The organism is Brumimicrobium glaciale (assembly GCF_004152935.1).
Lineage (GTDB): Bacteria > Bacteroidota > Bacteroidia > Flavobacteriales_D > Crocinitomicaceae > Brumimicrobium > Brumimicrobium glaciale.
In genome coordinates this window covers 1-15,869 of record NZ_SETE01000009.1, presented here as the reverse complement: position 1 = coordinate 15,869, position 15,869 = coordinate 1, and the positions used below count along the sequence as shown (strand labels likewise).

Here is a 15,869-nt window from a genome sequence, read left to right as displayed (position 1 = left end):
AATTAATGATTTTCTTTCGGTAATTTTGCTAACTGTTCTTTTGCCGATTGTACATTTTCATTCAAAATATCTTGAATAATATTTCCGTCTTTTAAAACAATCGTTCTTTTACTAAAAGTAGCAATATCTTCTTCGTGCGTTACAAAAGCGATAGTAATACCTTGTTCGTTTAACTCTTGAAAAATGGACATAACTTCATAGGCAGTTCGTGTGTCCAAGTTTCCTGTGGCTTCATCGGCAAGTATCAAAACAGGATTATTAACTAATGACCGTGCAATGGCAACACGTTGTTGTTGCCCTCCAGAAAGTTGTGCAGGTGTATGGTCTAATCTTTCACCCAAGCCTACTTTTATCAAAGCTTCAATAGCACGTTTTCTGCGTTCCTCTGTAGAAACGTTACTGTTATATAAAAGCGGTAATTCTACATTTTCAATAGCAGATGTTCTTGCCAATAAATTATAGGATTGAAAAATGAATCCTATTTTCTCATTTCTAATAGTTGCCAGCTGATTTCGGTTTAAATCTTTAACACTTACCCCATCAATTTCATAAATTCCTGATGAAGGCTGGTCTAAACAACCCAATATATTCAACATCGTACTTTTTCAAGAACCCGATGAACCCATAATGGTTACAAACTCACCTTCTTTTATATCAAACGAAATACCTTTTAAAGCGCGTACCGTTTCGGCTCCCATGGTAAATTCGCGTTTTAAATCTTCTATTTTTATAATTGCTTTGCTCATAGTATTATCTTTTTCCTCCACCTCTTGTGGTTGATGGCATAAATGGATTTTCGCTTTTATCTGTTGTTTTTGTTCCAGAAGCACTTACGCCTTCTAAACTATATACTAATTTGTCACCTTCAGAAATTCCTTCTAAAATTTGAACGTTAATGCCATCACTTGCTCCTAAAGTGACTTCTTGAGATTTTATTTCTCCATTGCTACTGTAAACCCACACAACGCTAGCTTTGTCTTCATATTTTGGTCTTTCTGTTGATCTTTCTGTTGATCTTTCATTTGTTTGTTGTGCCGTAAGATTTTGCTGTTCATTATAAGCGGTTAATTCTTGGCGTGTTGGCTTAAAATTAATGGCTTTGGCTTCTGTTGTTAACACATCTTTTAATTCTAAGGTGTAAATAGAAATGATAGCTGTTAAACCTGGTTTTAATTTTAAATCTGGGTTATCTGCTTTAACCACTACCGTATAGGTTACCACATTTGAGGTTACAGTTGGGTTTAATCGTACTTGTGTAACGACGCCTTCAAATTCTTCTCCTAAATAAGCATCAACATTAAAACTAACACGTTGCCCTTCTTTTACCTCTCCTATGTCTGCTTCATCAACATCAGCTTCTACCTGCATTTCTTTTAAATCTTGAGCAATTGTAAACAAGGTTGGTGTACTTAAACTAGCAGCAACTGTTTGTCCTTCATCTATAGCTCTTGATAAAATAACACCATCAATTGGAGAATAAATATCGGCATAGCTTAAGTTAGTTTTTGCCTTTTGTAAATCAGATAGTCTTTGAGTAACCGTACCTTTTGCCGTTTCGTAATTGTATTTCGCATCGTTAAAATCCGATTGACTGATGACTTGATCATCAAACAAAGATTTTTGTCTGTCGTAGATGGTTTGCAAGTAATTGAGTTGTGTAACGGCATTGTCATAAGTAGACTGTGTTTGCGTTAAAGTGGCCTTTAGGTTTGTTTTGTCCAATTCAGCAATCAATTGACCTTCTTTGACTACGCTGTTGTAGTCCACGTAAATTTTCTCTACTACACCCGAAACTTGTGTACCAACTTCTACTTGGGTAATTGGTTGAACCGTTCCTGTTGCCGTTACCGATGTGGTAACATCTCCTTTTTTAGCGACTATAGTTTCTGCTTTAACAACAACTGAATCTTCTCCTTTGAAGTAAATATATCCTACAACACCTAACGCAAGAATGATTGCGCTGACAGTGATTATTTTTCCTTTCTTTTTCATTTTAGTATTGATTAAAGTTTAATATCGTTTCCTTGGTAAAATTGTAATAATTGATAATAAAGAATATTCATGTATTTAGCTTGAATATAATTTTGTTGTGCATTTGTATAAATGTTCTGACTTAACACCAAATCGGTAGTACTAATTCCTCCTAAATCATAGCTTTTCTGTGCCAAATCATAAGATTGTTCTGCGGCATCCTGAGAAGCTTCAGCGGCAATAAGCTGTTCTTGTGATGAAATTGCATTTTGATAAGCCGTTTCCACTTTTTGATAAATTATTTTCTCCGTTGTTTGTTTCTGTAACTGCGCTCTTTCGATATTGATTGATGCAGTTTGTACAGCATTTTTCGTTCTATTTCTATTGAATATCGGAACGGTTAATGTCAATGCCAGTTGTGGATTTAAATTGAAATTAAATTGGTCTCTAAAACTGCTATTCAATACGCTGGTATAACCTGTGGTCAATGCACCATTCAATGTTAAACTTGGTAAATAAGCTCCTTTAGCAATGTCAAGCGCTTTTTCATTGATCTCAATATCTAATTCACTTGATTTCAATTCTGGTAAATTGTTCAGCGCATTATTGTAAATGGCTACACTATTCAATTCTATGTTGATTAATTCCATATCTCCATCCACGCTTTCGATTGCAAAGTCTTCTGTTGGAGGTAATTCTAACAATTGTTTCAACACGATAATATTTTGCTGATAATTGTTTTTCGCTGAAATGACATTGTATTTATTGGTAGCTGCTTGACTTTGAATATCTGTTAATTCACTCAAAGAAATTGAACCCGCTTCTAATTTTGCTTTTGCTTGTTGTAATTCGTTTTCAGAAGCAGCCAAATTATTTTCAGAAATGGCGATATCTTCTTTACTATACAAAGTTTGCACGTAAGCTTGTAAAATGCTAATGACAATGTTGTTTTTCGCTTCTTCCTCTATAAATTGACTTTGTTGCAACAACAATTGGCTTTGTTTCACTTGATTATTCAACTGATTCCCTTGAAATAGGACAACTGAACTGTTCAGTCCAACATTCGTACTAAAGTTTTGATCAGTCACATAATCACTCGTAATTGGATCAATCGTATTTCCACTTGAAACACGTTGAGAAGCGCTCCCAAATAAATTCGGTAATCGCGCAGATTTCGCAGTATTCAAATCAATTTCCGCGATATTTGTATATAACGAAGCATCTTTAACTGTGATGTTATTTTCAATAGCATAATCGATACATTCCTCTAATGTCCATTTCTTTGTTTCTACAGAATCGGCCAATTGTGAAAAAGCCAATTGTGAAAATAGAATTGTTGATATAATAAGTTTAAACTTCATCTTTTTCGGTTTTTATTAACACCTCAAAAGTGAAACTTTATCCTCTTTTATTAAAATGAAATAGACGTTTGGGTAGATTGTCTATACGAAAAGGGTGGGTTTATCGAAAGGGGGTTGGTCTTATAAAGAATAATGTTGAGTTAGTATGTTCTACTCATACTAATTTTCGATTCATTGCTAGCTCAAATTCTAAGGTAATAATAACTTCCTTTAACAGAATATAAACAACTAATAATCAAAACAAAATAAGGATTTTAAAAATTGAATAAGCTTTTTTTATTAAATCTAATTTGTTATATTTAATAAAAAAAGTTCTAAAAGATTTGCAATCAATTAACCTATAGCTTAATTTTGAAACGAGAAGCGAAAATAATACGATATAATGAAGATAAATCAATTGCAATTTGTGTGGATGTGAAAAACGCAACAGAAATTTTAAGTTATCTCGGTCAAAGTGATAAACACAAAAAGAAATTTCGTCATATCTGTAATCTAATATTTAATCGCTTAAAAAACAGAGATCTTTATGACAAGGAAGAAATCAACAGTAAGAGCAAAGGAGTTACAGCAATGAAGTTTTTTAAAGGTCAATCTAATGACAGAATTTATTGTAGGGAACTGACATTAAAAGACAAAACGTTTGTTGTAATAACATCGGAATTATTTGAGAAAAAGAAAAGTCAGAAAGTCAAAGGAAAAAATAGAAACATTATTGAAAAAGTAGGGAGTTATGAATACGAAATTAGCGAATAACGGAAATAATGAAATACAACAAGAGTTTGATAAACTTTTTGCGTTTGAATCTGAAGCCGAAAGAATTGAAGCAAATGCACAATTACTGATGGCTAAGTTTTTATCAAAAGTTCAAGAAGTAACTGATCACAAAAATATTAACCGCAAAGAATTAGCTGCAATGATAGGTACTTCAGCAAGCTATTTAACTCAATTATTTAGAGGTCATAAAAATCTCAATTTTTTGACTTTGGCAAAACTTGAAAATGCTTTAGACATTAAGTTTGATATTTCATTGCAGGGTGAATTTCCGGAAACCACTCAAGATAACCAACAAAGCATTGAGTCTAACAAAGATTTAACGAATGAAGATAGAAAGGAGCATACTCACATTAGTAAAACTAAAAAGGTATCTTACTTTATTAAAAGAACGCGTTCAATGAAAGAAAAATAATTATCTGGAATCAGCAAATAAAATCATTTGTTTCACTTTTCATATTATTTGGACTTTAATTGTTTGAACAAGGTACTATAAAAATGCTTTCCAATATTATTATCAAAACTCTATTCATTTCTATTGTCAATTACTACTCTAAATTCAATTTCGTTTTCCATTACAGTTCCGTTATCACTTAATTGAAATACATAGTTCTTAGTATCAGTTCGGTCAGAATATTCTATTTGTTGAGCTCTAATTTCAAGCCTATTTGATTTAATAACTTTATCAAGTTCTTGCTTGTCCAGGGTAATATGATTATCATCTATTTCGTAAGTACCATACTCATAATTACTAAGTCCGATTGCAGAATTGTCGAATATATAAGTGCCATCCGTTTTGAAATCAATACCAGTACCGTTAAAATCACCGTCATAGAATATTCTTACAAGTGTTGGTTTGTCAAAATTTGCATTAACTTGTAAGTTCCATTTCCAAACCCTATCTATTCTTCTTCAAAAACTCAGTAATCTCGCTTGGCTCTGCTCTATTTCTGTAATCAGCATCTAGAAAAGCATAAATAATTTCACCATTTTCATCGATAATAAAAGTTGCGGCTAATGGAAGTTCATCTGATTTATCTCCATTGTAGCTATTCATATCAAACGATTCATTGTACATTCCAGCAACCTCATCTGTCAATTTGAAAACGATTCCATATTCTTTGGCAATTTTATTTCCGATATCACTTAAGACCTCAAATTCTAAATCATTTTTCTCAGCAGTGGTTATTGATTTGTCTGGCAATTCTGGTGTCAAGGCAATTAAAGTAGCTCCATTTGCTTTAAAGTTTGGTAATTCTTCTTGTAATTGGTGCAATGTCAAGTTACAATAAGGACACCACCCACCTCTGTACCATGTCAAAACAACTTTTCCTTTCTTCAACACATCTTTCAATTCTACTGGGTTTCCAAGTGCATTATTTAGTGTGAAATTTGGCGCTTGATCTCCAACTTGTTTTGCTTTACTGATAATTCCACTTTTTTCAACGGATTCTATTCCTTCTTTGTAAGCTCTTTTTTTGTTGTCATCCGCTTTCAATTCGAAATTTTCTTTCTTTTCATCCAGTTTTGATTTTAGTGATGTTTCGTGGTTCATTTTCATTTGATTTTGTTTTTTAAAGTCTGCTTTTGTAAAATCGTTATTGAATTTAATGTCAGACCAAGTTACTGTTACCCATTTATCCCCTTCTACTTCGGCATTCCATGTAGATTTTTGGTATTTACGTTGACTAGGAATTAGCATTCCATCCACTTCTTCATACTCAAGTTTCATCAAACTTGGAATATCCATTTTTCCAAAGTCTGCTACGGTAAACAAAAATTGATCGACCAATTGGGTTTCTTTATTAATGTACAATTGATAAATATCTGTTGGTTTGTCATCTTCCGAATCAAAAGTTACTTTCACGACATTGTAATCTTGATTATCGATTTTGGTTTCTTCTATAAATTCATAATTCAATCCTGGATCCAATAATTTTTGCATCATCGTGAACCAATAGAAATTTGTTGGTCTGTTGAATTTAACTCTTTTTAAAGCCTCAGCGTCCTCTACGATTTCGCCATCGTGTTTTAGCCAAAATTCGCTTCCATCATAACCTTGTTCTATAACACCTTCAAATTGAGTTAATGTTCTTTCATGTTTTTTATAATTACCATAAGACAACTCTCCGTTAAAAATGTACTTTTCCGTCGAAATATCAGATTGATTATCCGCTGTTGTATACGTATATGTGTAACTAACATTCTTTTTGGTCGCCAACTTACCGTATCTCCCTACTTTCTGAACCATATCGTACACCAACTGATGTCCTTTATTTTCAAATTGGACTGCTGTAACTTCGGTGGATTCCGTGGTTTTGGTCTCTTGTTCTGTGTTACAAGAAAAAAGTGAAACACTCAAAATGGCAATCGTTAAAATGGTAATTTTCATATTTTTAAATTATGGTGAATTTTTAATATTTAGAATAATTGTTATCGTTTTATAAATTTAATCATGGATTCTGTTACATAAATAAACGAACCTGCTGTCACCGAAAAATATTATTTATATCACGAAATTAGTATAGTGCAGCTCGCTAGCGGAATTAATACCAACAATTAATCTTAAATAATCACAACTAGCAATCTCACTTTGGAACTATATTTTACACTTTTCTAAGCCTACCTTCTTTTCCCAGTATAACTCATCGCCTCGCCTTTTCCGAAACCATAACTAATTCCAAAAGAGACTTGTCTTCCACGTTGTCCAAAACTATAGTTTTCAAAAGTTTCTTGTAGGATATAGTTTTCTTGAATACGAGATTCAAATACATCGCGAACAGAAAGACTCAACATGATTTTTCCTTTAAGGATTTTCTTTCGCAAACCAAGGTCTAGCGTTGCATAGCCAGAAGATTCACCTTGAACTGTTTCAACATCAGACTTATATTTCCCTGAAAACTCCAAATCGAAATCATACGGTAATTTTATTTTTGGAGTAATTCCTAAAGTCCATTGACTTCCTGTGAAATCGAAGTCTTGATTTTCAAAAACTCCTGTTCTATCGAAATAATTCATATTAAAATCTGCCATTAGCGTTAACCATTTCGTTGGAATATATTTGGCATTTGTTTCGAAACCAACTCTATTTCTTTGTCCAACATTGTATGGTCGAACAAACACTACATTGTCTTCAATTGTTGAAACACGCTCGATCACATCATCAGTATTCTGAAAGTAAAGACTTGAACTCAATGATGCTTTTCCAATTCTATAAATACTCGTCACCTCAAGGGAGTTCGTGTATTCAGCTTGTAGATTTGGATTTCCTGCTCGAATATTGAAATTATTTGTGATGTTAAAGAAAGGATTCAAATCCCATAAACGAGGTCTATAGATTCTTCTTGAATATCCTGCCTGAAAAGAAACTTTATCAGAAACCTTATACGATGTATGAAGCGAAGGAAAAAAGTCTGTGAAATTTCTATTGTTTGATTCTTCTGTGTTGACCAACAAGGTGCTTAAATCAGTATTTTCAACTCTCAATCCACCTTTTACTCCCCACTTTTCTTTTTCATAAGCAGCAGTTGTATAAACGCCCAACACTTTTTGATCGTATTCGAAATTATTGGTTTGATTTTCGTCAATAACATAACTTCCATTCACATAATCCTCAACTTGAAAATCGTTTCCTACATTATTAATTTCATATTGCGATCCAACTTCTAGCGTAAATTCTTTTGTAATAGGATTGAAGTAATCCGCCTTAAATGTATAATCTACTTTATTGAAATCCGTCGCTGTTTTTTGATCTCTATTTTCCTCTAATCCTTCCAGCGTTCTCGATGAAAACTGTGAGCTTTGGTCCTTTCCAAAGAAGCTTCCCAGACCAGAAATCTGAAGCGTATGATCCTTGTTGTTTTTAAATTGCTTTCTATAATTCAAATCATATTGCCACTTAGGATTGATGGCTTCTGTTACTTCATTTCTAGACCAATTGGAAATTAAATTATCATTACCATCCATAAGTTTATAAATAGTTTCAGAAGGTTGGTCTTCCATTTCATAAGCGAAATTACCTGATAAAGTAAGCACATTATAATCATTAATATGATAATCAGTTCCAAGCGTTACATTCATAAAAGCTTCATTTCTGTAGGATGTCCCCTCACTTGAAATAGATTCTCCAGTAATTAAATTATCATTTCTTGTTTCAGAAAAACGTGGACTTGAACGATAACCACCACCCAGTTGCGTGAACAAATTAAACTTCTCTGTTCTTCGATTTAAACTCAAGCCAACACTGTGACTTGATGGATAACCAGTATTTGCACTAACAGATCCATTCCATCCTTTTTTCTCCTCCTTTTTAAGAATAATGTTTAAAATCCCAGCTGTTCCAGAAGCTTCGTATTTCGCAGAAGCATTGGTAATTACTTCTATGCTTTCAATCATATCTGCAGTTATTGTTCCCAAAGAATTTCCAGAACCATCTGCCAAAACAGAAGGTTTTCCGTTGATCAAAATCTGAACTCCTGCTCCTCCTCTCAAACTTATTTCACCATCGATATTTACACTCACTGAAGGAACATTGTCCAAAACTTCAAGCGCACTCATTCCTGTACTGCTTAAATCTTTTCCAACATTGAAAACACGTTTATCTAATTTAAAAACTGTTTTAGAAACCTCCCCCCTAACTACAACTTCATCTAAAGACTGACTTTCAGAGATTAATTCAATTGTTCCTAACTCAATGGCTGAATTTTCGATTTTAAAGTCTGAAATTACTTGAGTAGTATATCCCATAAAACTAATCTCAACGAGAAAGTTGTTTTCCTTCGTCTTTAGCCTAAATTCTCCTTGATCATTCGTTGTTGTTCCGCCCAACACTCTTACTGTATCTAAATCTTTCAGTACAATTGTGGCGTAAGGTAAAGGTTGTTTGGTTTGATTTTCAATTAAAACGCCAGAAACTTCTATTTCCTCGTTCTGTGAAAACGAAAATCCTGTAAATGTCAAAAGCGTAAATATTACGACGGTATATTTTAGTAAATTCTTCATTTTTTAAATTTAATGTTGATTAATGAATCTATAGCGAATTTTCCAGGACCGCTAATCATCAGCGTTAGGTATCCCATTAAATAAAGGAGCGCCTTCTCAAAACCTGCGAAACCTTCAGAAAAATGAACATAGAAAACAGCAACTGCCATTGTGATAATCAATGGAATTAAAGATAAACGTGTTAGCAATCCAAAAACCAGTAATGCTGAACAAAAGACCTCTGCAAAAACAGCCAATATCATTGAACTTAATTCTCCGATTCCAAAAGGATCTGCAAATTGAATTTCTCCTCCTTCAATAAGTTTAGTCCATTTTGATAAACCGTGTCCAAAAAGCATTGCGAGTCCTAAGAAAACCCTTAGCACCAAAAGTCCAATATCTTTTAACAGTGCGTTATCTTTAATCATAATTTACTTTTTAAATTAGGCTACAAAAGAATAAAAGAAACGACTATAAAAAAAATAGAATCCGTTGAACAACATGATTGACCCTGTTAAGTGTAAAGTTTTAAGAAGGTATTGAATAAAACGCTATTTACCGTTGAGAAAATGTCGTTTACCCCATTTATCAAGGAACTATACATTCAAATACTTATTTTTACCCAATATGATTAAATCGGAATTTAAAAAAATATCATTTCAAGAGATACTATTTCAGGTCGTATTAAACTTGATTGTCTTTGTATTTTTTGCATTCGATAGGCGTCACCCAGAAATTGAATTATTCAAAATCTATTTCTATCTAAACTATGCCATTCCAGCATTGATCATCAATTATCTTTTACTTCCAAGATATCTCTATAAAGGAAAATACATTGGTTTTATACTCTATACTTTGGTGCTGGTTGGAATTATCATATATATTGAAGAAGCCATACTAGAGAAAATTTATTATCCAGACACACGCGGACGCAAATTCTTAGGGGTTTTTAGAAATTTAATGGGAACCATGCCAACGTTAACAGTATTGGTTGGTTTTAAGTTTGGTTGGGACGCACTTACGAATCGAAAACAAATGGAGGAATTAAAAAGCTCCGCAAAAGAAAGTGAATTACAATTTTTAAAGTCTCAAATCAATCCACATTTTCTATTCAACAACTTGAATAATTTGTATGCGTATGCGGTAGAACAATCTCCTAAAACACCAGAAATAATTTTAGAATTATCGGCAGTTCTAAGGTATATGTTGTATGAATGTAAAGCTGATTATGTATCATTAGAAAACGAAATCAAGCAAATTAAAAGTTACATTAGTTTGAGTGAACTTCAAATTGAAGATAGAGGAAAAGTCACTTTTACCACAAAAAACGTTTCAAACATAAAGTCTATTGCTCCATTAATTTTAATTGTTTTTATTGAAAATGCTTTTAAACATAGTTCTTCTAGTCAAGCTGACAACATAGAAATTGATATTCTTTTAGAAGAATTAGAGAATGGCAAGTTGAAGTTTATTTGTCAAAATACGTTTAGAGATCAAAGCAATATTTCTAGTTTAGAAGGCGGAATAGGATTAGAAAATGTTGAGAAAAGATTAGAATTACTTTATCCAAACGCGCATAAATTAGAAATAAAAAAGTCTGAAAATGAGATTTTTAAGGTTGATTTAACCATTGATTTAACTAAAACCTCCATAAAATGAAATGCATAATCATAGAAGATCAATTGCCAGCACAGCGAATTCTAAAAAAATACATTTTAGATATTGAATCTTTGCAACTTGAAGGCTTTTTCACCAATGCATTGGAAGCAATTGAGTTTTTAAAAACGAATGAAATTGATTTAATCTTTTTAGACATTCATCTTCCCAAATTATCTGGAATTGATTTCTTAAAATCTTTAAATAATCCACCTCAAGTAATTTTCACCACTGCTTTTCCAGAATTTGCCTTGGAAGGATATGAATTAAATGTCGTTGATTACCTACTCAAACCCTTTTCTTTCCCCCGGTTTGTTCAGGCTGTTTCTAAGGTTAATTTAAATATTAATGGAGATTTAACGCCAAACGAGGAAACTGAAAACATTAAAAAAGATATTTTCATAAAAAGTGGATTTGATCATATTCGAATTAAAATAGATGATATCGTGTATATCATGTCAGACGCCGACTACACCGAAATTCATTTAGAAAAAATAAAGCACCTTTCAACTGAAACCCTCAAGTTTTGGGAACAATCGTTACCTGCACTGCAATTCAGCAGAATTCACAAGTCTTACATTGTCAATACAGAAAAAGTATTGAGGGTCTCAGGAAATAAAATCCACCTCGAAAAACAAAGAGTCATTCCGATTGGAAGGGCCTATAAAAATGAATTTATCGAGCAATTTATTAAATAATTTTTCTCTTTACATGCAATAAGAAGTCTGGATAAACCATAAAACAATTATGAATCTCCCTATTCCCCAAAGGTTGAGAAACTGGAGTTCGACCAGAGCCATCTTCGACACTAATGAACCAGAATATCCGCTCCAATCATACTAAAATAAAGCTGTTCCAATATTGCTTATGTAATTAAGTCCTCCTTCTAAAAAATTCGATTTGAATTTATTATAATATAATTCAGAAATCACCAATATTCACCTTTAACATCATCAACTAGCTAATCGTCGATAATGCTGTTCTTAATTTTTCAATAACAGCCTTCACATCGTTTTCAGACGCTGTTCCAACCGAAAGTCTGTACCAAGGTGATTCAGTATTCGCTCCAAAGGCATAAAATGGTACAACTGCTAATTTAGCTTCATTTAATAAAAAGGCAGTCACATCTTTAGTTGTGTTTAAAACAACTCCACTTTTTGTTTGCTTGCCTTTTAGATCGAATTTTATTGTTAAATAAATTGCAGCTTGAGGTGCAATCGCATCTACGGGGAAACCTTCAGATTTTAAGTTTTGAAAACCTTGATAAAATCCATCCAATCTTTTAAAAACTTCAGTTTTTATCCATGTGATGTAATCAGCAGAAGCAGTTTTGTGCTCTAAAAAATTAGCCGTTGCGATTTGTTCAGCTTTGGGAGCCCAAGCGCCAACGTGTCCTAAAATTGATTTCATTTTAGAGATTATTTTATTTGGACCAAATGCCCATCCAACACGAACGCCTGTCGCAGCATAAGCTTTTGATATCCCATCAATGAAAACAGTGTAATTAGCCATTTCAGGATATAATGAAACTGGATTAAAATGTTCTGTCTCACCAAATGTTAATTGCCAATAAATTTGATCATAAATAATATACAAAGGTTTTTCATCCGCTGATCTTCTTGCATTCTCCGCCAAAACCATTTCACAAATTGAACTCAATTGAGCTTTGGAAAAGACAGTTCCTGTAGGGTTTAAAGGTGAACATAATGCAATTAATGTCGCCTTTTGAATGTGCGGTAAAAAATCTTCAGCAGTTGGCATAAAGTTCTCATCTGCTGTGGTCTCTATAAAAATCTGCTGACCGCCTGACAAATGAGTATAATGGTTATTATTCCATGATGGAACAGGAAATAAAACTGTGTCTTGAGGATCAATCAAAGCTTGATAAACAGCGTAGATTAATGGCCTTGCTCCTCCTGAAATTAAGATGTCATCAGGAGAATAATTTAATTCTAGATTATTCAACAAATATCGCGAAATTGAATCTCTCAATACCGACATACCGTTAGCTGCAGGATAATTGGTTTCATTGTTTTGGTATGCCGCTATAATCTCTGATTTTAAATTATCAGGAATTGGAAAGATCTCAGGATCAAAGTCACCAATCGTGAAATTATGAATATTTTCTCCTTGTGCTATTTTGGCTTTAATTTCACCTGCTAACTTAATAATCTCAGAACCAATTAGATTCTCAGCCATTTTTGATACTTTCAACTCCATTGATTTATTTATTTTTTATGATTGCAAAGATAGAATTAAACTTAGTGCGATTTATATTTCACTATAAACTTTAATTTAAAGGCTCTATATGGAAAACTGTGGGTAAATGAAATTAGCTTTCCTCCAGATGTGTTGATTTATTTTATAATCAATTCATTTCAAGCAGTATAAAAGTTAAAAAAAAGATTCCGTCAAAATTCGGAGAGCTCCATTGGTGTAAAATTCATAATTTTCATCACTGTTTTATCAAGTTATAAAAAGACCTTCTAATCCCCCCAGAAAGTGGTTCTATAAATCGTTTATCCGTTAGCGATTCAACTTCATTATTCAGTTCCGGATATTTTTTAGCCAATTGAACAATAACTTCAAATGCCTTATAGCGCACAGAAGATTGTTTCTCAATTTTTAGCCAAATATCAACGCAAGAATCAAACAATAATCCTTCATTCTCCTCTGGAACTTCCATTTTCAGAAGTATGTTAATCAAATTTCGTTGCTGACCATCTTTACATGAATTGAGTTGCTTTACCATTGTAGAAACATGAGCTTGAACACGCAAATCATTTTTCTCCATGATAATCCACAATAACCAAGCTGCCCTCCATGAATAGGGTTGTTTATCTGAAACTGCCAATTCAATTAATTCATCCACCTCATCTTGATGTGCTGTGATATATGAAATCATCTCTTCCTTGTAGGACTTGGTGAGGATGGATTCTAAAGGTGTTTCTGAAGTTTGCATTTAAATTTTGATTAAGAGTAAATATAGTGAAGCTTTAAGAAAGGTTGTATTTAGCCATGACGTTATTAACCATTATTTTTTCAACTTATTCAGTCTTTTAAAAATTCGATTTCCTACCTCAACATCTCCTACAAAATCATCCCATTGGCAAGTGGGTGCAAACCACAGCCACAAATCATCGATAACACTCCTGTCTCCGTTTTGCAACTTTTCAATTCTATCTACGAGGTTTTTATGAAAATCTTCTGCAGAAAAGTACTCTCCTGAATAACCTCCTGAATACTCAGCTAGTATTTTCTGCGCTTTCTTTAAATCCGAAATCAGAAGTTTAATAATTATCCATTCCATTTATTGAATCTCATAACTGCTCGTCACCTCAATATTCGGATCCAAAGATAAAAGGGCGGAACAATATTTTGTAATCGCTAAATCAATTGCTCGTTCTAATTTAGATGAAGAAATAGCTCCCGTAAGTATGTAATGAAGGTGAACACTTTTAAATTCTTTCGCATCGCTTTCTGATCTTTCTCCTGAAGTTTCAATACTGATATCTTCTACAACTTGCTTTTGCTTTTTTAAAATCAGCAATAAATCAATTGTGGAACACGAAGCAATTCCGGATAACATTAACTCCATCGGCCGGAATCCTTTGTTTTCGCCTCCTATTTCCGGAGAGCCATCAATTTCTAGGCTTAAACCTGATTCGTTTTGTGCTGTGAAATGGAAAAATTCGTTTTTTCTGTCTAATTTGATTTTCATAATGTGATATTTCGATGTTTTAAGACCTGTTGTTTGAATAGTTTCTTTAAACTTAAAATAATTAAAGTTAGAAACGATGTTTAAAAACCTACTTCATGACCTTAAATGTGAAACGCACGCACATTTTCGTGTCTACTTATCTCCAAATCATCTTTCAAAAATGAGGTATTAAATCGCTTTCCCATAAGGAACACCAGAGCCGTCAACATGGTATTCCGTGTTGACCTATCGGCACGCCGAATAATTAGTGATTACCCACTAGCTTTATTCCGTAATTGTTTTAATTCCGCCATTTTCAGCCAAGGTCTTTTCTTATGTGCCATTCTGTGACAATTAGGACAAAGCATTGCAATATCCTCTATTTTTGTTTTATGCTCGGCTTTCATTTCGCTGACTGGAATTGTGTGATGAGCCTCGATAAAATCTATTCCGATTTCTCCATATTCTTTCTCAAAGTCAAATTCACAAACTTGACAAAATAAACGACCATTTTCGTTCTTAAAATGCTGTTTGGCGATTTTCACGACTTTTGAATTCCGTTCACGAAATTTGTGTTTTCGTTCAGATATTTTTCCTTCCGGAAATTCTCCGTCCAATTCCGAATTTGCTTTAAATTCTCTTGAGAGATTAAATTTCCAATATTTTCTTTTTTTATTATAAGGCTCAATTCCAAGATTCCGACAATATTTCAGAAAGGCCTTTTCTAAATCTTCATTCGGTCCGAGCTTGTCGTCCATCATTCTTTCAATCACAACGTTTGTATCTCGTCCGTCTTTGGGTGAATTCAAATGTTGCTCTATACTGTTGTTATTATAACCGACAAATCTACTTGGTGCAAATCTCAATTCGTTGTCAATTTCATACGCTACAAAACAAGCTCCTGCACGAACAAGTCCAATTGTTTTGTCATTTTCGAAATCAGTTCCTTCTGAGAGATAAAACTCAACTGTTTCCAAATTTTGTTCTAATTGTTCAATGTTATCTATTAGTTTCATTAGCTTATGGGTAACGGTCTCGTGTATGAGCAGTAGCGGATTTCAAGCCACTTAACTGTCAGATAGTACTGACCTCTGATTTATAGTTTTAACTTTCAAATTAGCACTAAAACCGCTATTGCTTATACACAATGTGTGTGCCTTGAATGGTAAATATAAAGAAATTCTCACAACTTGTTGTGAGAAAGTCCAGAGAGTGTAAGTCTCTCATGTGCTGGGGTAACGCCTGGAAACATTAGTAAGTCGCAAGCTGGTTTGGAGCGATCCATGCAGTGAAGTAAGCGATCCTACAAAAGTCTGAACTGACGAACAGGAACGGGATAAGAGGCATAGTTGTATGGATGAGTAAGCACATCATTGCGAAGTCCAACGAATACAAAAGTACAGCTATGTAGATTCCGCAGGATTAGACGG

Annotated in this window: 14 protein-coding genes and 1 pseudogene; 4 read left to right on the top strand and 11 right to left on the bottom strand. The window is 33.3% G+C overall.

Annotated elements, in window-relative coordinates:
* Window positions 1–2: 2 nt before the first annotated feature.
* From ERX46_RS16575 to ERX46_RS16565, 3 genes and pseudogenes are all read right to left on the bottom strand, one after another.
* Window positions 3–746 (bottom strand): annotated as a pseudogene (locus ERX46_RS16575) (ABC transporter ATP-binding protein).
* 4 nt (window positions 747–750) lie between these two features.
* Window positions 751–1,992 (bottom strand): efflux RND transporter periplasmic adaptor subunit, encoded by a 1,242-nt coding sequence (locus ERX46_RS16570; RefSeq protein ID WP_130094986.1) that lies wholly within the window; start codon window positions 1,990–1,992, stop codon window positions 751–753.
* An 11-nt stretch (window positions 1,993–2,003) separates the two neighbouring features.
* Window positions 2,004–3,332 carry a TolC family protein gene (locus ERX46_RS16565; protein ID WP_130094985.1) on the bottom strand — a complete coding sequence of 443 codons (1,329 nt, stop codon included), beginning with the start codon at window positions 3,330–3,332 and terminating at the stop codon, window positions 2,004–2,006.
* A gap of 351 nt (window positions 3,333–3,683) precedes the next feature.
* Between ERX46_RS16565 and ERX46_RS16560 the strand changes: the two genes are divergently transcribed.
* Window positions 3,684–4,085, top strand: coding sequence for a hypothetical protein (locus ERX46_RS16560; protein ID WP_130094984.1), 402 nt, complete (start codon window positions 3,684–3,686; stop codon window positions 4,083–4,085).
* Window positions 4,063–4,518 (top strand): helix-turn-helix domain-containing protein, encoded by a 456-nt coding sequence (locus ERX46_RS16555; protein ID WP_130094983.1) that lies wholly within the window; start codon window positions 4,063–4,065, stop codon window positions 4,516–4,518. The genes ERX46_RS16560 and ERX46_RS16555 overlap by 23 nt, the downstream gene beginning before the upstream one ends.
* A 483-nt stretch (window positions 4,519–5,001) precedes the next feature.
* On the opposite strand, the gene ERX46_RS17740 is transcribed toward ERX46_RS16555, so the two are convergent.
* From ERX46_RS17740 to ERX46_RS16535, 3 genes are all read right to left on the bottom strand, one after another.
* A complete protein-coding gene (locus ERX46_RS17740) occupies window positions 5,002–6,495 on the bottom strand; it encodes a peroxiredoxin-like family protein (RefSeq protein WP_242494595.1) in 1,494 nt (497 codons plus the stop codon).
* Between the two features lie 230 nt (window positions 6,496–6,725).
* Window positions 6,726–9,104 (bottom strand): TonB-dependent receptor domain-containing protein, encoded by a 2,379-nt coding sequence (locus tag ERX46_RS16540; protein WP_130094982.1) that lies wholly within the window; start codon window positions 9,102–9,104, stop codon window positions 6,726–6,728.
* Window positions 9,101–9,511 (bottom strand): DoxX family protein, encoded by a 411-nt coding sequence (locus tag ERX46_RS16535; protein WP_130094981.1) that lies wholly within the window; start codon window positions 9,509–9,511, stop codon window positions 9,101–9,103. Before ERX46_RS16535 ends, ERX46_RS16540 begins: the two co-directional genes overlap by 4 nt.
* A 199-nt stretch (window positions 9,512–9,710) precedes the next feature.
* Between ERX46_RS16535 and ERX46_RS16530 the strand changes: the two genes are divergently transcribed.
* Together ERX46_RS16530 and ERX46_RS16525 are read left to right on the top strand one after the other, a co-directional pair.
* Entirely contained in the window at window positions 9,711–10,742 is a 1,032-nt protein-coding gene (locus ERX46_RS16530; RefSeq protein ID WP_130094980.1) for a sensor histidine kinase, read from the top strand.
* On the top strand, window positions 10,739–11,437 hold the full coding sequence (locus ERX46_RS16525) for a LytR/AlgR family response regulator transcription factor (protein ID WP_130094979.1): 699 nt from the start codon (window positions 10,739–10,741) through the stop codon (window positions 11,435–11,437). Before ERX46_RS16530 ends, ERX46_RS16525 begins: the two co-directional genes overlap by 4 nt.
* Window positions 11,438–11,696: 259 nt before the next feature.
* Here the strand turns inward: ERX46_RS16525 and ERX46_RS16520 are convergent, their stop codons facing one another.
* The 5 genes from ERX46_RS16520 to ERX46_RS16500 all read right to left on the bottom strand — a co-directional run bounded on the left by ERX46_RS16520 (window position 11,697) and on the right by ERX46_RS16500 (window position 15,455).
* Window positions 11,697–12,953, bottom strand: a complete 1,257-nt coding sequence (locus tag ERX46_RS16520; RefSeq protein ID WP_207214195.1) for a pyridoxal phosphate-dependent aminotransferase — start codon at window positions 12,951–12,953, stop codon at window positions 11,697–11,699.
* Window positions 12,954–13,194: 241 nt separating this feature from the next.
* Window positions 13,195–13,701 (bottom strand): hypothetical protein, encoded by a 507-nt coding sequence (locus tag ERX46_RS16515; protein WP_130094978.1) that lies wholly within the window; start codon window positions 13,699–13,701, stop codon window positions 13,195–13,197.
* 72 nt (window positions 13,702–13,773) lie between these two features.
* Window positions 13,774–14,049 carry a hypothetical protein gene (locus ERX46_RS16510; protein ID WP_130094977.1) on the bottom strand — a complete coding sequence of 92 codons (276 nt, stop codon included), beginning with the start codon at window positions 14,047–14,049 and terminating at the stop codon, window positions 13,774–13,776.
* Window positions 14,050–14,460 carry an OsmC family protein gene (locus ERX46_RS16505; RefSeq protein WP_130094976.1) on the bottom strand — a complete coding sequence of 137 codons (411 nt, stop codon included), beginning with the start codon at window positions 14,458–14,460 and terminating at the stop codon, window positions 14,050–14,052. It abuts the gene before it with no gap.
* Window positions 14,461–14,711: 251 nt separating this feature from the next.
* Window positions 14,712–15,455 carry an HNH endonuclease gene (locus ERX46_RS16500; RefSeq protein ID WP_130094975.1) on the bottom strand — a complete coding sequence of 248 codons (744 nt, stop codon included), beginning with the start codon at window positions 15,453–15,455 and terminating at the stop codon, window positions 14,712–14,714.
* Between the last annotated feature and the right edge of the window lie 414 nt (window positions 15,456–15,869).

What these genes read in the sequence shown, in the direction of transcription:
- ERX46_RS16515 (WP_130094978.1), bottom strand. Translation starts at nt 13,701, where the DNA reads ATGCAAACTTCAGAAACACCTTTAGAATCCATCCTCACCAAGTCCTAC.
- ERX46_RS16570 (WP_130094986.1), bottom strand. Translation starts at nt 1,992, where the DNA reads ATGAAAAAGAAAGGAAAAATAATCACTGTCAGCGCAATCATTCTTGCG.
- ERX46_RS16525 (WP_130094979.1), top strand. Translation starts at nt 10,739, where the DNA reads ATGAAATGCATAATCATAGAAGATCAATTGCCAGCACAGCGAATTCTA.
- ERX46_RS16505 (WP_130094976.1), bottom strand. Translation starts at nt 14,460, where the DNA reads ATGAAAATCAAATTAGACAGAAAAAACGAATTTTTCCATTTCACAGCA.
- ERX46_RS16510 (WP_130094977.1), bottom strand. Translation starts at nt 14,049, where the DNA reads ATGGAATGGATAATTATTAAACTTCTGATTTCGGATTTAAAGAAAGCG.
- ERX46_RS16540 (WP_130094982.1), bottom strand. Translation starts at nt 9,104, where the DNA reads ATGAAGAATTTACTAAAATATACCGTCGTAATATTTACGCTTTTGACA.
- ERX46_RS16500 (WP_130094975.1), bottom strand. Translation starts at nt 15,455, where the DNA reads ATGAAACTAATAGATAACATTGAACAATTAGAACAAAATTTGGAAACA.
- ERX46_RS16565 (WP_130094985.1), bottom strand. Translation starts at nt 3,332, where the DNA reads ATGAAGTTTAAACTTATTATATCAACAATTCTATTTTCACAATTGGCT.
- ERX46_RS17740 (WP_242494595.1), bottom strand. Translation starts at nt 6,495, where the DNA reads ATGAAAATTACCATTTTAACGATTGCCATTTTGAGTGTTTCACTTTTT.
- ERX46_RS16535 (WP_130094981.1), bottom strand. Translation starts at nt 9,511, where the DNA reads ATGATTAAAGATAACGCACTGTTAAAAGATATTGGACTTTTGGTGCTA.
- ERX46_RS16555 (WP_130094983.1), top strand. Translation starts at nt 4,063, where the DNA reads ATGAATACGAAATTAGCGAATAACGGAAATAATGAAATACAACAAGAG.
- ERX46_RS16530 (WP_130094980.1), top strand. Translation starts at nt 9,711, where the DNA reads ATGATTAAATCGGAATTTAAAAAAATATCATTTCAAGAGATACTATTT.